This is a genomic window from Novipirellula artificiosorum (genome assembly GCF_007860135.1).
Classification (GTDB): Bacteria; Planctomycetota; Planctomycetia; order Pirellulales; family Pirellulaceae; genus Novipirellula_A; species Novipirellula_A artificiosorum.
Genome location: NZ_SJPV01000018.1, coordinates 1 through 17521 on the forward strand (window position 1 = coordinate 1; position 17521 = coordinate 17521).

Annotated in this window: 11 protein-coding genes and 3 pseudogenes; 8 read left to right on the forward strand and 6 right to left on the reverse strand. The window is 54.6% G+C overall.

Going from position 1 to position 17521, the window contains the following annotated elements:
* Positions 1 to 334 (forward strand): annotated as a pseudogene (locus Poly41_RS34530) (OmpH family outer membrane protein); the annotation flags it as partial.
* Positions 335 to 1049: 715 nt separating this feature from the next.
* Positions 1050 to 2627: a carbohydrate porin gene (locus tag Poly41_RS29655; protein ID WP_146531001.1), complete on the forward strand. Its 1578-nt coding sequence runs from the start codon at positions 1050 to 1052 to the stop codon at positions 2625 to 2627.
* 618 nt (positions 2628 to 3245) lie between these two features.
* Here Poly41_RS29655 and Poly41_RS29660 read toward each other — a convergent pair.
* Positions 3246 to 3614, reverse strand: coding sequence for a hypothetical protein (locus Poly41_RS29660; protein WP_146531002.1), 369 nt, complete (start codon positions 3612 to 3614; stop codon positions 3246 to 3248).
* Between the two features lie 193 nt (positions 3615 to 3807).
* Here Poly41_RS29660 and Poly41_RS29665 point away from each other — a divergent pair, with 193 nt between their 5' ends.
* From Poly41_RS29665 to Poly41_RS29680, 4 genes are all read left to right on the forward strand, one after another.
* Positions 3808 to 4329, forward strand: a complete 522-nt coding sequence (locus tag Poly41_RS29665; protein WP_146531003.1) for a TetR/AcrR family transcriptional regulator — start codon at positions 3808 to 3810, stop codon at positions 4327 to 4329.
* 210 nt (positions 4330 to 4539) lie between these two features.
* On the forward strand, positions 4540 to 6048 hold the full coding sequence (locus Poly41_RS29670; RefSeq protein WP_231616055.1) for a DUF1254 domain-containing protein: 1509 nt from the start codon (positions 4540 to 4542) through the stop codon (positions 6046 to 6048).
* A 102-nt stretch (positions 6049 to 6150) separates the two neighbouring features.
* Positions 6151 to 8541: an arylsulfatase gene (locus Poly41_RS29675; protein ID WP_146531005.1), complete on the forward strand. Its 2391-nt coding sequence runs from the start codon at positions 6151 to 6153 to the stop codon at positions 8539 to 8541.
* A gap of 101 nt (positions 8542 to 8642) precedes the next feature.
* Entirely contained in the window at positions 8643 to 9578 is a 936-nt protein-coding gene (locus Poly41_RS29680; RefSeq protein ID WP_231616056.1) for a DUF1254 domain-containing protein, read from the forward strand.
* Between the two features lie 686 nt (positions 9579 to 10264).
* Here Poly41_RS29680 and Poly41_RS29685 read toward each other — a convergent pair.
* Positions 10265 to 11599: a carcinine hydrolase/isopenicillin-N N-acyltransferase family protein gene (locus Poly41_RS29685; protein ID WP_146531006.1), complete on the reverse strand. Its 1335-nt coding sequence runs from the start codon at positions 11597 to 11599 to the stop codon at positions 10265 to 10267.
* 448 nt (positions 11600 to 12047) lie between these two features.
* Here Poly41_RS29685 and Poly41_RS29690 point away from each other — a divergent pair.
* Positions 12048 to 12797: pseudogene (locus Poly41_RS29690) on the forward strand (reverse transcriptase domain-containing protein); the annotation flags it as partial.
* A gap of 86 nt (positions 12798 to 12883) precedes the next feature.
* On the opposite strand, the gene Poly41_RS29695 reads toward Poly41_RS29690, so the two are convergent.
* From Poly41_RS29695 to ltrA, 4 genes are all read right to left on the reverse strand, one after another.
* A complete protein-coding gene (locus Poly41_RS29695) occupies positions 12884 to 14401 on the reverse strand; it encodes an arylsulfatase (RefSeq protein ID WP_146531007.1) in 1518 nt (505 codons plus the stop codon).
* The gene (locus Poly41_RS29700) at positions 14398 to 14871 is read right to left on the reverse strand and encodes a DUF4345 domain-containing protein (protein WP_197231826.1); all 474 of its coding nucleotides are present in this window, start codon (positions 14869 to 14871) and stop codon (positions 14398 to 14400) included. Before Poly41_RS29700 ends, Poly41_RS29695 begins: the two co-directional genes overlap by 4 nt.
* Before the next feature lie 89 nt (positions 14872 to 14960).
* Positions 14961 to 15203, reverse strand: coding sequence for a hypothetical protein (locus Poly41_RS29705; RefSeq protein WP_146531008.1), 243 nt, complete (start codon positions 15201 to 15203; stop codon positions 14961 to 14963).
* Between the two features lie 307 nt (positions 15204 to 15510).
* Positions 15511 to 16827: a group II intron reverse transcriptase/maturase gene (ltrA, locus tag Poly41_RS29710; protein ID WP_146531009.1), complete on the reverse strand. Its 1317-nt coding sequence runs from the start codon at positions 16825 to 16827 to the stop codon at positions 15511 to 15513.
* A 443-nt stretch (positions 16828 to 17270) separates the two neighbouring features.
* Here ltrA and Poly41_RS35220 point away from each other — a divergent pair.
* A pseudogene (locus tag Poly41_RS35220) lies at positions 17271 to 17474 on the forward strand (AAA family ATPase); the annotation flags it as partial.
* Between the last annotated feature and the right edge of the window lie 47 nt (positions 17475 to 17521).

Consider the following 17521-nt stretch of genomic DNA (forward strand, 5'->3'; position numbering starts at 1 on the left):
GAATTTAGAATCACAATTGCGGTTGCCCCGGGTTCACAAACATAGAGAGCTGAGTGAAGCCGAGGCCAGAATCTATTACGACAGTTATCATCAAATTGCTGCCGCGTTGCGGGCCGTCGCGACCGATAATAACATCCAGCTCGTGCTAAATTTTAGCAGCGAAGAAATGGATTTGGAGCAAAACGATTCCGTCTTCCGTGGTGTCATGAGGAACGTCGTCTATCACGACAGCACAATTAACATGACCAACACCGTGATGCGGTATTTGGAAGAACAGACGAACACGTCGCAAGATGCAACCATTGTCAACACGTCGTCGAACATGAACCGTTGACCCCATTTGCGAAAAGCTCTTGAAGCAATCCGCTTCGCCGCTTCAGTGTGATCAGCGCTGTAAGTTAGCAGATTCAGCGCAGTTTTTTTGGCTCATCCGGCGGAAGCGTGCGCAGGAGGTTTTCGAGGCATCTCTCCGGTGTCCCATCATTGCTGGCAGGAGCTATTTTCACTGGTTATCGTGCAGTTTCCGGGAGAAACGGAGTCGAGCTCTGCAGAGGTGCAACTTGACAAGGGATATCCCGGTCGATGGTGCGCCAAGGGTGCTACCGGTTCCCGGCGGACGACCGTCCGTCGGGGACTCTTTTCTAAGACATCATTGGACACCGGAGCCATACCTCCAAAAAAACCTCGAGTCTGGGTTCCGCGCGCTTCTGTCGGATGAGCCGTTTTTTGTCGGGTAGTCCTCGATTTCGGGAAGTGTGCATCGAAGCAATCCCGCGGACTCGCGTCGGTCGATGACAGAGATTAGTGCCACCCATCAATCGAGGGGCCGCTCATCGAGCCAATTGATAACCTTCTCCGCCAATCAGAGACGGATTTGGTGGGTGGCACCGCGACAGGAATGCTAGCTAACCATCGTGGGCTGCTGCGACGATTGGTGATCTTGACCTTTCTGGTCCGAATTGCGTACCGAATGTACTTCGCGGTAGACGGGATTTTCCCAACTTTCGAGTAGCTAGCCACACGAGGCGGCTATACCCGAGATCACGACCTTGCACGCACCTCTCGACCGACGAGCCCCATCTTGCGCGCTTCGCGATTGGCTTCCCAGCTGGCGTGGCCTCGCTGCCGGTCTGCAACAATCGGCTGCTATCATCCCGTCGCCCCGCTGGATGTGTCTCGTTCTGGCGATCACGCTCGCGACCACCGGCTCCGCGCAAGAGGACTCCGCCGCCGATTTTCGGTTGGAGCTCGACCGAATGCGTGAGGACTACGAGACGCGCATCGCACGGATCGAGGCGGATCAATCCAACTTCTCAACTCAGAGACGAACCGAGAGCAACATCGATGCCCAAACTGAGGCATTTCGTCGGCAACTGGAGCTGCGAGTGCCGGGCTATACTGCGCTGCCTGAGAGCACCGAGCAGGCGTTACTATCCGAAATCCGCGACCGACAAGTCCTGCAAAACCTGTTCACATTCCACGGGTATGCACGGAGTGGCTTCGGAAGCAGCGGCAGAGGCAGCGACCAAGAAGTGTTTCAGGCACCCGACGCCCCAACCAAATACCGCCTGGGTAACGAAAACGATACCTATGCCGAGCTAGCGCTCGAGCGATCTCGCGAACTTGAAAGCGGCGTGATGGTGCGGGGCGAGCTGATGCTGGCGATGCAAACGCTTCAAAACTCGACGTTCGATCCGTCCGACAACTTCTTGCTGAGACAGGCATACCTCGAGATGTGGCGATTGCCGATGGTTCCTGAATGGAAGTTCTGGGCCGGAAATCGCTACTACGATCGTCACGACATCCACATCATCGACTACTTCTTCCTCGACATGAGTGGCTACGGGGGCGGAATTCAAGATATCCCTTTCCACGGCGCCAAGTTGGCGGTCGCCTACCTCGGTGGCGCTCTCGAGTTCCCAGTCACCGACCAAGGACGTATCGCCGACCACAACGTTGACGTCCGAATCTACGACATCCCTGTTCCGACCGGCAATATGCTGCTGTGGGGCGCCGGTTCCTACGAATCGGGCGGCACGGCAACGGACAACAGCAATACAGAGAATGTCAAACGTGGGTACGCCGTCGGTGCGATCCATGTTACAGAAGAACTTCTTGGCGGATTCGCAAAGTCTTCCGTCCAGTGGGGTCGCGACTCGTCGGCTAACTTCTCGTCGTCAGTCAACATGCCGTTCACCGATTTCAATCTCGACTCACAACTGCTGTTCACCAACACCGTGACCGTGCATCTATGTGACTGGTTTACGATGCAAGCGATCGGAATCTACCGGCGCACCACTGCGCCGGATCAAACCGACCCCAAAACCGAATGGGTGTCGGGTGGCTTGCGTCCGATTGTCCACCTGACTCAACATGCCGCCGTTGCTGTTGAGTACGGCGTTGACTTTGTCGAGAGTGGTCCGTTGCAAGTGGAAGGAACGGTGCAGAAGCTAACGTTCAGCCCCATGCTGAGAGCCGACACCAACTTCTTCTCGCGTCCGGAATTGCGAGCCTTCGTCAGCTTTGCCTGGTGGGGAGACGAATTCCGTGGTCTAGTCGGCGGCCCGACATACATTGACGAAACCAATGGCGCGTCTTTTGGCGTCCAAGGCGAACATTGGTGGTAACGGATTTGCTGCGAACAGGCGGCGCTCTCGTACGAAAACAACCGCAGCATCTTAAAAACCATCGCGGTACGCCGAGTAACCGAAGTCCACGGAAACGTCATCCACGACACCTTGGCTTAACGCAGATATAAGAAACGCGGTTGAGCACGTCAGGGGAAAACCTGCTGTACCCATTCCGATGGAAACAGCGATTCATTTTTAATGCCGGCGTCGGCCGTGTCGGAGTGAATCGAGATTGTTGACCAGAAACGCCGGTTCGGTACATCGAATGCGGTTCGGATGCATTAAATAGAATCCGGTGAGGGGGGCTCGCCCAGCTGGATCCGGGACAGAGCCATCCTGCGGCAAGAAAATTCACCTCGCCCGCCACATGCATTCTTACCCCAAGCGCATGGAGACATCGGAGGGCTTCCCAGCTTGATGCTGTCCATACTCTGTCCCTGTCAATTGCTCACGATGGTTAACCAACCACATCCATAGGAAGCCGCTTCCTGTGCTCTCCCGTTCGCTCAAAAATATCGGTGCGGTTCTGAGCATCGATTGGGCGTTGAGTGCGAGGGAAGGCAAAGGAAAGGCTTTCTTGAAGAACTCCTTCGGAGAGCAGTGCGACGCAATTCCCTACAGCGGTATCTTCAAAATACCGATTGTTGAATGTGCACGGTACCTGGCGAACCGGAGTACATAGCGTGAACGCGTCCCGACGATGCTGCCGTACTTGAAAATCAGAGTTTCTGCGCTGCGTGAATCGATTCGTGAATAAGGGTTTGCTGCTCCGGTCGATGAAGCCGGAACACTTTGGGTGAGGGCCATTTCGGCGCGTCGGTGCAGGAATTCTGACGACACCGACGCGTGTTTCACCCCGACCGAACTCTGTTCGGTCGATGCAACCGCCTTCACGAAGAAGACCGCAGAACTCGCGTCGGTCGCGTTGACCGAACGCACGAAGCGAAAGAGCCGAGGTGTATCCATCCAAATTTCATCAAGCATCGTGCGCCCTACACGCCACTGAACGCGAAACAAGTATCATCCCAATCCCCAACGACGGCACTCGCGAGGACGTTGGGCACGATGAGCTGATGGCCTGACCCGATCAATGACAAAGAAGGGAATGTAATTCCTCGGTTTTGGCGGCGAGCCGGGCCCGTAGATTTCTGATGCGCAGACTGTAGAATATGACGGTATGTCAGAAACAAAGTCATTAACCATCCGTCGTCGCAACGACCCACAGGATCGTTCTGTGCTGCGAAAGTCGGAACGGACTCGGCAGTCGATTCTCAATGCGGCGGTTAAATTCCTGTCGACCCATCCGTTTCGCGATCTGACGGTGGCGCATTTGATGTCGCTGGCCGGAACGAGCCGATCGGCATTCTATCAGTACTTCGGGGATCTCCACGATTTGATGGAGACGCTGATGCAAGGACTGGAAGAGGACATTTTTCACGTCGCCGCACCCTGGTTTCAGGGTGATGATGATCCAACACCACTTCTCGAACAGACGATGGCCGGTTTGGTGCAGCTCTGCTACCGGCAGGGCTCCATCCTGCAGGCCGTGGCAGATGCCGCACCAATGGATGAGCGGTTGGAAAAATCGTGGATGGATTTCCTCACAGCCTTTGACGATGCCGTCACCGATCGAATCGAGGAGCATCAGGCAATTGGTATGATCGAACCGTTTGATGCCCGGCCTGTAGCAATCGCCTGAATCGCATGGATGCGTCGCTGCTTATTCACCACTTTGGGCGTCGGCCGAGATCCCAACAGCAACCAGTCCGCGAGGCGATCGTGCGGATATGGACATCCACACTGTACCCAGAACTGATACGGAGCGGTTCTGCTGCTTCACGCTCCAGAGACCGCAACAAGTCAACCGCAAGAAAAGCATAGCAACCGCACCCGAATGAAAGGTCAAGCCATGAATCTTCGAGTCACAACGTCGTTTGTCATTGGGCTGTTAATCGCTGACAACGTTTGTCAGGCCCAGCCTCCCCAAATGAAGATGACCACAAGGATTCCGCCAGGAATCGCCACGCCGGACAAGCTCGAAACGCCCGTGGGAACGCTGCGTTCGGTGGACGGTGTTCCTGATGCAGAGACGACCCAGCGGGTATTTGATAACCTCGATTTTCAACGCGCGACGCAGGCCTATCTGTCGACCATCCAAATCTCCTCAATGAACGGGATGCGGAAAGGGTTGCTTTCTTTCGGCCCGGCGAATCGCACCGCTTTGCTGTTTGAAGATCTGATGGATTCCAAGGCACTCTGGCTGACCCCGAACACTGTCTCTGTCTATATGGCGATGTGGTTGGAATTGGGCGATGAGCCGATGGTGTTGGAGACGCCTCCCAACGTGTTGGGATTGATTGACGATGCGTGGTTCAAATACGTGGCAGACTTTGGAAACGCCGGCCCCGACAAGGGGAAGGGCGGAAAATTCCTGATCCTGCCGCCCGGGTACAAGGGCGAAGTACCGGAGGGTTACCACGTCGCTCGCTCGGAAACGCATGGCAACTGGGTGTTGTGGCGGGGCTTTCAGGTTGACGGTTCCACCAAGTCGGCAGTGGATGCGACGAAGAATCGGTTTCGAGTCTATCCGCTTTCTCAAAAAGATGATCCGCCCGCGATGAATTTCCTGAATGTCTCTGGCAAATTCCACAACACGATTCACCGCATGGACTACGGGTACTGGGAAGAGCTCAATGAAGTGATACAGCGTGAGCCGGTTGATGCATTGGATCCCGAGATCCTCGGTTGGCTGGCAACGATTGGGATTGAGCACGGGAACGCTTTCGATCCTGATCCACGGATGAAAAAGATTCTCACCGATGCCGCGAATGTTGCGGCTGTGACTGCCCGAGCGTTAACGGCGCGTCCGCGAGACTCGCGACTGTACGTGTATCCCGGAGAGCGAGTTTGGACGAACCCTTTCATCCAGGGCCGTTATGACTTTTTGCTTGACGGTGTTCGCCTGATTGACTCGCGGATTTATATGCATTTCTACGCGACCGGTATCACGCCGGCGATGTCAATCAAGAATGTCGGCAAGGGTTCTCAGTACCTGATCGCGTACCTGGACAAAAACGGCAACGCCTTGGATGGCAGTAAGACGTACAAGATTCATTTGCCGCCCAACGTGCCAGCGAAAGACTTCTGGTCGTTCACGATTTACGACACTCAAACTCGATCGATGTTGCAGACCGACCAGCAGTTCCCTGGTCTGGACAACAACCAGGAAGGATTGAAGAAAAACGCTGACGGTTCCTACGACATCTACTTCAGCCCGAAGCCTCCGGAAGGATTGGAGAACAACTGGATTCAATCTGTGCCTGGCAAAGGGTGGCACACCATCTTTCGCCTCTACGGTCCTCTGGGACCCTTCTACGACAAGACTTGGAAGCCCAGCGATCCGGAAGTGGTGGAGTAATCGTGGCTGGGGCTTCTAGCCCCAGTATTCAAATTCAATCTCCTGCGGCTGGAAGCCAGGCCACTTCAACCCGGGACCCTATTCTTCACTGAGGACAAAAAGATGAAACAACAACTCTTCACACCCGTTCTGTCAGTTGCCGTGTTTTTGCTGGCTTACAACATCCAGTCTGCAATGGCACAAGATGACACGTCAACGGCCTACAAGATGGATCGAACTGTTCTGCCGATTCAACCACCTAAATATGCACCCATTGAGGTCTTTGACGCGAGGGACGCCACCAAGCCTCCGATGTTTCAAATCAAACCACCCGAAGGCGCTCCCAACGTCGTCATCGTTTTGATTGATGACATTGGTTTTGGTGCGACAAGTACTTTCGGTGGAGCCATTGAAACCCCCACATTTGATCGTTTGGCCAAAGGCGGATTGCGGTTCAACCACTTCCACACGACGGCTCTCTGTTCGCCCACGCGAGCCTCGTTGCTTTCCGGTCGGAATCATCACGAGGTCAACGTTGGCTGCGTGATGGAAATCGCCACTGGCTTCCCGGGCAATCAGGGCGAGCGTTCCAACGATGCTAAATATTTTGCGGAAACCCTTCGGCACAACGGTTACAGCACCGCTGCATTTGGAAAGTGGCACGAAACACCGACGTGGGAAGTCTCGGTTTCCGGACCGTATTTCCGCTGGCCGACGCATTCTGGCTTTGACAAGTTTTATGGCTTCATCGGTGGCGAGACCAACCAGTGGGACCCCGTGATTTTTGACGGAGTCACGAAAGTCGAAAAGAAGGACGATCCCGAATATCACTTCACCGCAGACATGACCAATGAAGCCATCAACTGGATGAAGTTTCAGCAGGCGATGACTCCAGACAAACCCTTCTTTATTTACTACGCACCGGGAGCCGTGCATGCCCCGCACCATGCGCCAAGAGAATGGATCAAGAAGTACGACGGGAAATTTGATTCCGGCTGGCTCAGGTATCGCGAAGAGACGCTTGCTCGCCAGAAGGCGATGGGCATCGTACCGCAAAATACGAAGCTGGCACCGATGCCAGAAGACATCAAGGATTGGGAAAAGCTAAGCGACAAGGAACGTGAACTCTTCGCGCTGCAAATGGAAGCGTTTGCCGGTTTCACTGAACACACGGACCACGAAGTTGGGCGACTGGTCGATGCGATCGACGACATTGGAGCATTGGACAATACGCTGTTCATCTACATCATGGGCGACAACGGCTCAAGTGGCGAAGGTGGCCTGGAAGGAACTTACAACGAGCTCGTCCATCTGAACGGCATCTTTGATGCTGAGACCGTGGACAGCATGCTGGCCCGCGCCGATGACTGGGGCGGACCCAATTCATTCCCGCACTTTTCGGCTGCATGGGCGGTAGCAACAGACGCACCCTTTACCTGGACCAAGCAGATGGCCGCCGATTTTGGTGGCACTCGCAATAGCATGGTCATGCACTGGCCAAAAGGATTTGAGTCCAAAGGCGAAATTCGTGCGCAGTGGCACCACGTCAACGACGTCGCAGCGACCGTTCTGGAAGCGGCGAAACTGCCCCAGCCAACGATGGTCAATGGTGTCAAGCAAAAGCCGCTGTCGGGCGTCAGCATGCTGTATGCGACGGATGACGCGAAAGCAAAAGACCGGCATACGACTCAGTACTTTGAGATGTTTGCGAACCGGGCAATCTATCACCAAGGCTGGCTGGCTCGCGCAGTTCATCGCGCCCCATGGAATAACACACCATTCCACACTTTGCAGAATGACGTCTGGGATCTCTACAACACCACGGAAGATTTCAGCCTGACAAACAATCTGGCCGACAAGCATCCTGAAAAACTGAAAGAGATGAAGGAATTGTTCAAGAAGGAGGCCATCGCCAACAGCGTCTACCCTTTGGATGATAGAGCTTATGAACGCTTCAACGCCGCCATCGCTGGTCGCCCGGACCTGATGGGCGATCGAACCAGCCTGACCCTTGGCCATGGCATGACGGGGATCCTGGAGAACACGTTCATCAACGAGAAGAACACGTCCAAGACGATCGTCGCAAACGTTGACCTGAGGGGAAATGATCGCGGAGTCATTCTTTGTCAGGGCGGCAAGTTCGGCGGCTGGGCTTTGTACATGGATCAGGGCAAGCCTGCCTACACCTACAACTGGTTTGGCTTGAAGAGTTATACCGTCGCATCCAGCAAAGCGATCGATAAAGACAAGGCCGAGATCAAATTGGTCTTTGACTATGAGGGCGGCGGTACCGGACGAGGAGGCCAGGCGACGATCTTTGTCGATGGTGAAAAGGTCGCGGAGGGCCGGATCGACAAAACCCAGCCAGCGGTTTACTCCGCCGATGAAACGGCAGATGTTGGCATCGACGAATCAACGCCAGTGGCTGACAAGGTCTTTGAGGATGTTGAGGACTCGGAGTTCACCGGTCGGGTCAACACGGTCACGATCAGCATACCGAAAAGGGAGAAGTAGAAGACGTGAACGATGTATGAGGGGCATGAAGCATGACCCTTGATATTCGTCGTTGATTGACTCGCTCGGCGGCTGTGAACTCCCGCCGAGTTGATAAAACGATGATCCCTAAAGTCGGCAACAACGCCGATTCAGTGGCGGGGAGCTTTTTCGGCAACAGAATGGATCGTTCGGTGATTGAAATGCAACGACTCTTCCTAGCAATCGTGTCGTGTGTGGCGCTGACTGGATTGACCGATGCGGCCAACGTCCTGGGGCAGGAGCTTACACCGGTGGAGGCTCAGACGATTGCTCGTGAAGCAACCATTTACGGTTACCCGATCGTAGAAAGCTATCGGACGCTGCATGCCTTTGCGATCGATCGCGAGGGCGACGAATTCAAAGCGCCACTCAATACGCTCAAGCACGAGGCCAACGTCTTTACTCCTGCTGAAAACGGTGTGGTAACAGCTAACGCCGATACGCCCTATTCATTCTTGTGGATGGACTTGAGGGATGAGCCCGTCGTGCTTGGTGTGCCGGCTATGGAGGAGGGACGTTACTATTCAATCCAATTGACAGACCTCTTCAAATTCAATTTCGATTACATCGGTTCCAGAGTGACCGGCAACAGCGCTGGGCAATACTTGATCGCGGGTCCAAGTTGGACGGGAGAGACGCCTGCGGGCATTAGCAAAGTCATTCGGTGCGACACCGAATTTGCATTTGCCATCTATCGCACGCAATTGCTCGGGCCTGATGATCTTGAGAACGTCAAGGACATTCAGAATCAATACACCGCAACGGCATTGAGTGAGTACGCAGATAGAGCGAAAACGGACGATGCGCCGGATACTGTTTTCTCAACTCCCATGCCCGCCGAAGACTCGGATCTCGCGTTCTTTTCAACACTCAATTTCGCGTTGCCGTTCTGTCCGTCTGATGAATCGGAACAGGAACTCATGACGCGACTGGCGCGGATCGGAGTCTCTCCGATTCCTATAGGAACTGCTTCAGTGATTGCCACTCGGTTGGTTATCCATCGCATAGGAATGTAGCGTGGAGGGACGTAGCGATCAGGGCCAACCCGCAAGCCCTGTAAGAGCATACGATGGTGACAGCGACCGAGCAAGCAAGTTGCGTAGCTGGTAGAAACAATCCGTTCAATCAACACGAATTCCGCGAACCCAGGGAAAGAGCGCAATACGAAGACCAACAAGGAGGATAAAGACCAAAGCAGTTACGGCAAACCCAAACGCCGCCACGCCACTACGTTGTGAGAGAACGAGATAGGAACCGGTCCACAGTGGCCATGGGGCACGGTATCGGCGTCGATAGTTCCCAGCCGGACTTTCTCACCTCGCCACGATCATCGAATCGCATCTGCTGACCGCAACTCGCTCCCGAAACCACGTAAAGAAATGCCCAACACGACAATGTAGAAGAAACTTTGAAAAGCAGCCAGTCGCCACTGGTCAAACCACGGACTTCAAAGTCGGCCGCCATGACCCAGTAGCTGAGATTGTTGTTGATGCAATTAAACGCTCGATCGGCGACTTGGGTTCATGGCTTGGTTCGACCGAGTCCTGTTTCTCACTCACCCAGTTCGACCAAATGACTCTCAAAATGGTTCAATATGCGATCAACCCACTTAGCCGTTTGTGCGGGCGGTTCAATCCCCTGAAAAGCGCAAAACGCATTGGTGAAACTTAACGTGTGCTCTCGCGAAGTGTCGCGGTTGTATTCAAAGAACTTGCGGTGGATCACGCCACGATCGGGCGTCTGGACAGAAATACATCGCGGGCGATCGATTCACCCTAAAATCAATGCCATCAAATTCAATTCTGCGTCGTTGCGTGTGTAGCCGAGTTTCAAAATGGATGACTCTAGTTTCGGTGTCGAAAACAACGCTCCACTGTGTGCGGAACTCACCTTCTCGATCCGGGACTGGGAACTTGGCTTTCTTGAGTGTATCGAAGGCAAACTCCACCGGGTTTTCGATTTCGTGGGAGCGCGTTCCCAAGACTTCCCGCAGGATGCAATAGCGTTCCAGAGAACGAGTCCAATCGTCTGGCTCAATCTCAAGTTGCCTCCAGCGATCTGTTGCCGGAATTCCAGGCAGTTTGTTCTGGACAGTCCCATAGGTTTGGTTGGATTCAGCAAATGTCGAGTTAGTCAATACGCACGAATCTGCTCCTCCAATCGAAATAACCATTCGACCGTCGACCCACTCGACGATTGCCGTTTGTCCGGTCGCATCAGCGAAAAGGAAATGGCTGAATCCATCCACGGTAAAACGTTGACTGCGACGGCAGACGTCTCCGACGTCTGCACAGGTATCGAGAATGAATTGAAGCCAAACTGTCGATTCAATGTGGGGTCGACCAGCGACATTTGGCGTCCTCGTTTCCTTCAGCTCCATCGTTGCTACGGAGAGACCTTCGGTGTTCATTCCCGCGCTAACCATTTGGAAGCCGGGTAAGTTAAACGTCACGCTACCGTACCTTGACGTCCAACGCTCTAGCTCGGAAGCTGGGTCGGCGCTCCATCCCTGCATGAAATTTGAACGCCATGCACGCTTTGTTGCCACGGGATGATTAATGAATAGAAGTCCGTCTTCAATCTCTTGCGGGTAATCAAAGTTGTGCGCAAGGATTGTTCGGTTTTCGGTCTTGAAGGCAAATGTCGAGCATTCAGCGTGAGCACGTGTCGCAACATGTCCGAGTGCGACGTAAAGAAACCATAGGGCTACGTTGTGTCGAAGTAAATGAATTACGTGGAAAGTCTCCCATCTGGGCGAACGCCGGACAGCACCGAGGACGCAAGAAAGACTCTTCCATTGCCAAACCGCTTGGATCGCGTCCTTCGCTGCAGTACGCCCAACGATTGGCGTGATCTTGTGGGGTGAAAGTCCCCTGTACTTAGTTCCGGTTTTCTTTATGGGAGTCATGATTCCAAATGGATAGCTCGTAAAGAACAGTACGAGGCGAGGGCAACTGTGGCGAGGTGACAGACCGTGGAGAGGAAGCCTGCGAATGTCTGCGTAAGTGCCGACCTGTTTGACGCCGTCGGACCACATTCAATCGCCAAGACCTGCGTTTGTGACGAACAGAAACCACATAGAGGCCGACGGCTCCAGATGAGCTGGCTGCTGACAGCGAAATCGAACCGGAAGAGTGAGCGGAGGTAGATGTGGCACTTGGGCAGAGACAGATCACGTGTTTCTAAGGCACAAGCAGCCTTGAAACGTCCCTTATTTGGGGAGGGCTCAAAGCGTACCCGTGAGTAGGGCTTGCCCGAAAGGCGATCCCGGATGCGGTAACGCACCTCCGTGCTGCGAGCAGTCAGCAAACGTCATAGTACCGATCTGCCAATCTCCAATGGCAACGGGAAGGACTGAACGTCACAAGACAAGGAACAAACCACCGATGACCTCAACCAAGCCGAACGACACGTATCGCCAACTCAACTTCTTTGAAGAAGAGCAAGACGATGCATCGCAAAACATCCCGACGGGTGATTCGACAATGGCGGTCATCGAGAAGTCAGCCTTGGGCGACGACCATTACGAAAACTCTTTGATAGAAGAAATTGTCAGCGATCTCAACCTGGAAACCGCTTGGGCACGAGTCAAAGCCAACCGTGGAGCCCCAGGCCCCGACGGAATAACGGTGGACGACTTTCCCGAATGGTTCCGCCCACGTGGGCAAGAGATTCCTAGACAATTGCTTGATGGTACTTACCAGCCTTCACCGGCACGGCGAGTCACCATCGATAAAACCGGTGGCGGCACGAGAAATCTCGCAATTCCAAACTTGATCGATCGTGTTATCCAACAAGCTACCGTTTTAGTCCTCACACCGATCTTTGATCCAGACTTCTCTAAATCGAGCTTCGGTTATCGACCTTACCGCCCGGCTCAAGGTGCAGTCAGGCAAGTTCAAACGATCATCCGCAGCGGTCGCCGCTGGTGCGTCGATATGGATCTTTCGAAATTCTTCGACCGAGTCCAACATGACGTACTTATGTCTCGCGTGGCCCGCAAGGTCCGCGATAAGCGACTGCTGAAACTGATTGGGCGCTACTTGCGAGCCGGAGTCATGGTCGACGGTATTTGCCACCCTAGCAACGAGGGAACGATGCAAGGTGGTCCGCTTTCACCCTTACTTTCCAACATCTACTTAGATGACTTGAACAAAGAACTGGAGAAACGCGGGCTGCCATTTGTGCGATACGCTGACGACTTTGTGATCTTCACAGCGTCCGAAGTGGCCGCACATCGCGTGTACGCCAGCAACGCACAACACAAACAGGGAAAGCGTCCGGAACTTCTTCATCCTGATTTCACGGCGGTGGCTGCAGGTCAACGGCGGCTGTCCATGTCCTCGAGAGACCGCTCAAGCTGGGCTTGGTTGGAGACGGGCGAAACTGGAGGCCATTGCTGGAAGGTGGCCAGGTGCTGCTTCACAATCGCCTGTGCTGGGCCGAAGGCCCACATCTTGTTACCCAGCCAATTCACATACATTCCAGACTCCTCGGCGGCTCGTTCGAATGGATCTCTGCGAAGGTTGAAAAGCAGCGGAGCGTTGAGGCGTTCCTTTGCGCCGCCCCAACCGTGTGGCTGGACGATGAAATGGGCCTTCCAGTCACCGTAGCGCACCGCCTGCAACTGGGTGCGTTCGTAGTAGATGATCTCCTCACGGCTGGACTCGCCTTTGCCAAGGAGTAGATCCAATTGGTTGTAGCCGTCGAGGTGGGCCTTGTGGCCCTGGTAGCCTTTGAGCAATTGCTCCTTCAGATCACTTGGTCCGCCGGCTGCAGCCACCAAGGTCGGCAGCCAGTCCTTTCCATCAAACAAACCGTTGTTCATAATCCCCGGTTTGATCTTGCCGGGCCACGAAACAATCATGGGCACCCTGACGCCGCCCTCCCAGGTGGTGCCCTTCTCGCCTTTAAATGGCGTCATGCCGCCATCGGGCCACGTCATGATTTCCGGCCCGTTGTCAGACGTGAAGACGACGATGGTGTTGTCTGCCACACCCAAATCCTTCAGCGCCTCCAGGATCTCGCCCACATGGTCGTCAAGGTCCTTCATCACCACCTCCTGAAGTCCCCACCCGTTCTGGCCCAGCATCGCTTCATATTTCTCCGAAAGATGGGTCCAAACGTGCGCCCGAGAGGGGCAATACCACGCAAAGAAGGGCTTTCCGTCCTCCACTGATCTCTTCAGGAAATCAATCGTGTGCCGGTTGACCTCATCATCGAGTGTCTTCATGCGCTCCGTGGGAAGCGGTCCGTCATCTTCGATTTTCTGGGTGCCATCCGGTTGTGCCCAGGCATGAATCACGTTGCGCGGCGCGAAGCGCTGGAACGCGTCGTCCTTCGGCCAGTCGGGATCCTCGACATACTCCATCGCGTTGAGGTGATAGAGCCAACCCCAGAACTCGTCGAAGCCATGCATCGTGGGCAGAAACTCGTCACGATCACCGAGGTGGTTCTTGCCAAACTGGCCGGTATTGTAGCCTTGCAGTTTCAGCAACTCGGGCAGCGTTGGCGTCTCCGGAGTCAGGCCCTTCGGGTCTCCGGGGAGGCCGACGGTATGCATCCCTGTTCGCACTGGAAACTGGCCGGTCAGGAAGGCTGAGCGTCCCGCGGTGCAGGAAGGCTCGGCGTAGTAGTCGCTGAAGAGCATTCCATTCGCGGCAATGCTGTCGATGTGCGGCGTGCGCGTGCTCATCATCCCCCGCGCATAGGTGTTGATGTTCCAGATGCCGACGTCGTCGGTAAAGATGACCAGGATGTTGGGCTGTTCGGCGGACCGTAGCGTTGCGCCGGCGGCCAGCGATACGATGAAGGCGAGGAAGACGGTGATGTGTTTCATTTTGCAGACAAGGCTCGGTCGGATCTGGTTCGAGATTGGTAGAGAAGGACGGCAACCGCGCCAAGCACGATTTCCAAAACAGCGTAGACGATGAGTAACCAGTGCGGCATGCCGTCGAGGACAAAGCTCAGCAAACGCCCCGCGGCAAGTCCAAGCATGAACACCGCACAGGCGACAAGAGCGGGCCCGGCCATCGACCGACTAAACGCACCCCACAACCAGATCACGACCATTGCGAAGTAGAGCCCCATCACGGCGCGCATGATGTGGGTGAGATTGGTCGTATCGACGGTGATGCCGAAGAGGGCGTCCAAGCTGGCTGAAGGCATGGCTCCGTAGCCCAGCGCGATCGGGACCAAGCCAACGGCACAGAATATCAGGAAGGCGCGTGTTATCATTTTAGAGCGAACGTCTAAAATCACCCGGTTGCCGCCAAGTGACGTTGATTTCAGGAAACGCCCGATCGGCAACTCGGGTGCATTTTTTGGTTCGCCGATTAATTGGCGTTGTTGAGCAAGGCCACTGCGACCGAGCAATCCATCTTGCGCGGTTCTGTGCCTCACGTGGCTGTGTTGTCTGGCGCGGGACTCGGTGCGATCACGTGTCGTGCCGCAGCGACGCCCAGAGATACTAATGCGATCAACCCGATCACTCCAGCGGCGATGCAAAACCCGCGAGCCATCGTTGATTGTGGCCAAACGAGCATTGGCAGTAAGGCAACTGAGAATGTGATTCCAAATACGAAGAAGGCGATGCGGTGCCATCTCTCTGTCAAGCAGATTTCTTTTGCGTTCAGGTTCATTGTTTCACTCCGAAGATTGAAGGGATTTGAAGCAAGGTCTCAGAATAGGTGACTGGTCTGCGAACGTTGCCCGTCACCGGGCCGGAAAAGTTGATTGTCCATTTGTGAAAGCTCGCAAGCCCGGCTCCGGGCGAGTAGAACGGAGTCTTTCGAGTTTAGCATAGCGTTGATTTTCTCCGTTTCCTAGCGGTTTCCCGCATGAGGTGCCATATCAACCTATCCTTGCCCAATTGATCACCGAACCCTCTCAGAACCGGACGGGCGCTGTTAACGCATCCGGCTCCCAACCGACACCTGTCACCCGACATTACTTCGACCTCGTCATAGCGATCAAGTCCGTGATTTGACCTGGATTCGGCAAGGGATGCTGCTTGAGGTAACGCTCGTAAGCCTCCCAACTCAAGTCGCGGCCCTTCTGGCTACGACGCCGCATCCAACGTAGACCTAACCGACGGGCAGCCTCTTGGTACTTCATCAGCATCTCCCAATTGTCATTGACATTGAAGTACTGAAAGTGACCTTGAAGCTTACGCACCAGCGTTGGCCATACTATGGAGATTGGTGTCGTTAGCTGAGTCCGAAACCAGTCTTTCAGCTCACCTACCTTCGCACCAAATTTCTTTGCCGATGTTCTCCGTTTCAACTTGAACTTGCCGCTGCGACTGGTGCCGCAGTAATGCATGAAACCAAGGAAGTCGAAAGTGCCCGGGGCCCCTTCACCCAGCCGCTGGCAATCGCGGCGGGCAAAGCGACCAAAGCGGATCAGCTTCGTCTTTGCCTCGGCTAACTGTAACGAATAACGACCAAGACGCCTGGACAACACTTCCGCGAAACGCTTTGCATCCGATTCTCGCTCGAACGTGCAGACAAAATCATCCGCAAAGCGAATGATCGAAGCCTGGCCTGTAAGCCGTGGCTTCACCTGTTGTTCGAACCACTCATCCAGCACGTAGTGCAAATACACATTCGCTAGGAGTGGAGAAAGAACCGAACCTTGCGCAATACCTTTGGTCGTATCGTGCCGCGTGCCTTGAATCGTCACGCCAGACTTGAGGAACTTCGTGATCAGTCGCAGCAGGCGTTGGTCTTTAAGTCGATGCCCGAGAAGCTCAACGAGTTTCTCATGACAAACGTTATCAAAGAAGCCAGCGATGTCGGCGTCATAGACAAAGTTCACTCGCTCGCGGACAATGATCTGGCCTAAATCGGCCAGCGCCTGGTGGCAGCTGCGTCCTGGTCGATAACCATACGAAGTGTCGCAAAAGTCCACTTCATAGATACGTTCCAAGATCATCACGATCGCACGCTGTACGATCTTTTCTTCCACGCAGGCGATTCCCAATGGGCGAGTTTTACCTCCGCTTTTGGGAATCTCTCGTCGTAGACTTGGCTGAGGTCGATAGCTGCCGCGGTGCAGACGATCTTCGAGGCTCTGCAAGTTTTCTTGCAGTTTGACTTCGTAGTCGTCCACCGTGACTCCATCGACTCCCGGTGCCTTGTCTCGTTTGAGTCGTCGAAAGGCGTAGAACAGTAGCTCGTTGTTGAGCAACGTGAAGACGTTGTTGAACGTGGCTGCTGCATCGCCTTTCGCTCTCGTGGTGATGCGATCGAGTCGCTCGTTCACCGACGTTCCACCGCTGAGTGTGGTCGATGTTTGACTCGATTCGCGTGCCGGCCTGACCGCTTCCCTCGACCGGCATTACCCGGCGTCAACGGTACTATGCAGTCATCCGACTCCCAAAGCGTCATTTGCCTTTGTTGCTTTCTCCGCTTCGCAGGCATACTCGATTCGTCGTGATTGGAAGTCATAATCGGATCAAGGACGTTTGGGTCTCACTGGTTGCCATGAAAACGCTGTGTAGAGCGCGAGTGGATCTTCGACTCCGGGACTCTCGATGCCGCTCGCCAAAATGCGGCGACAAGTATTGCCTTCCAACATGCACAGGCCTTGGGCAGTATCCAACAGGAACCATGTTTTCGGAGCTCAATCTCGTTCAGGGTCCGGCAGCCAGCCGATACCTTTCACCCTCACTACCTTTCGTGTTTACGCATCAACGCTGAACTTCGACGGATGTCTTCGTTGTCTTGACCGCGAACGCCGTCCGGAAACTACCACCGGAGCTTAGCCGGGCCGAACGCTTTGACGGTGTGTTCTTCCTGGACCTACCGAGTCGGCAACAGAAGGACGAAATCTGGCAATTGTATCGCGACCGCTATGGGATCAGCGATGATGAACCTTGTCCGAAGGATGACCTTTGGACTGGCGCGGAGAGCGTCTACAAGCCGAAACCACCGCGGTACGGCTGCACATTCGCTGG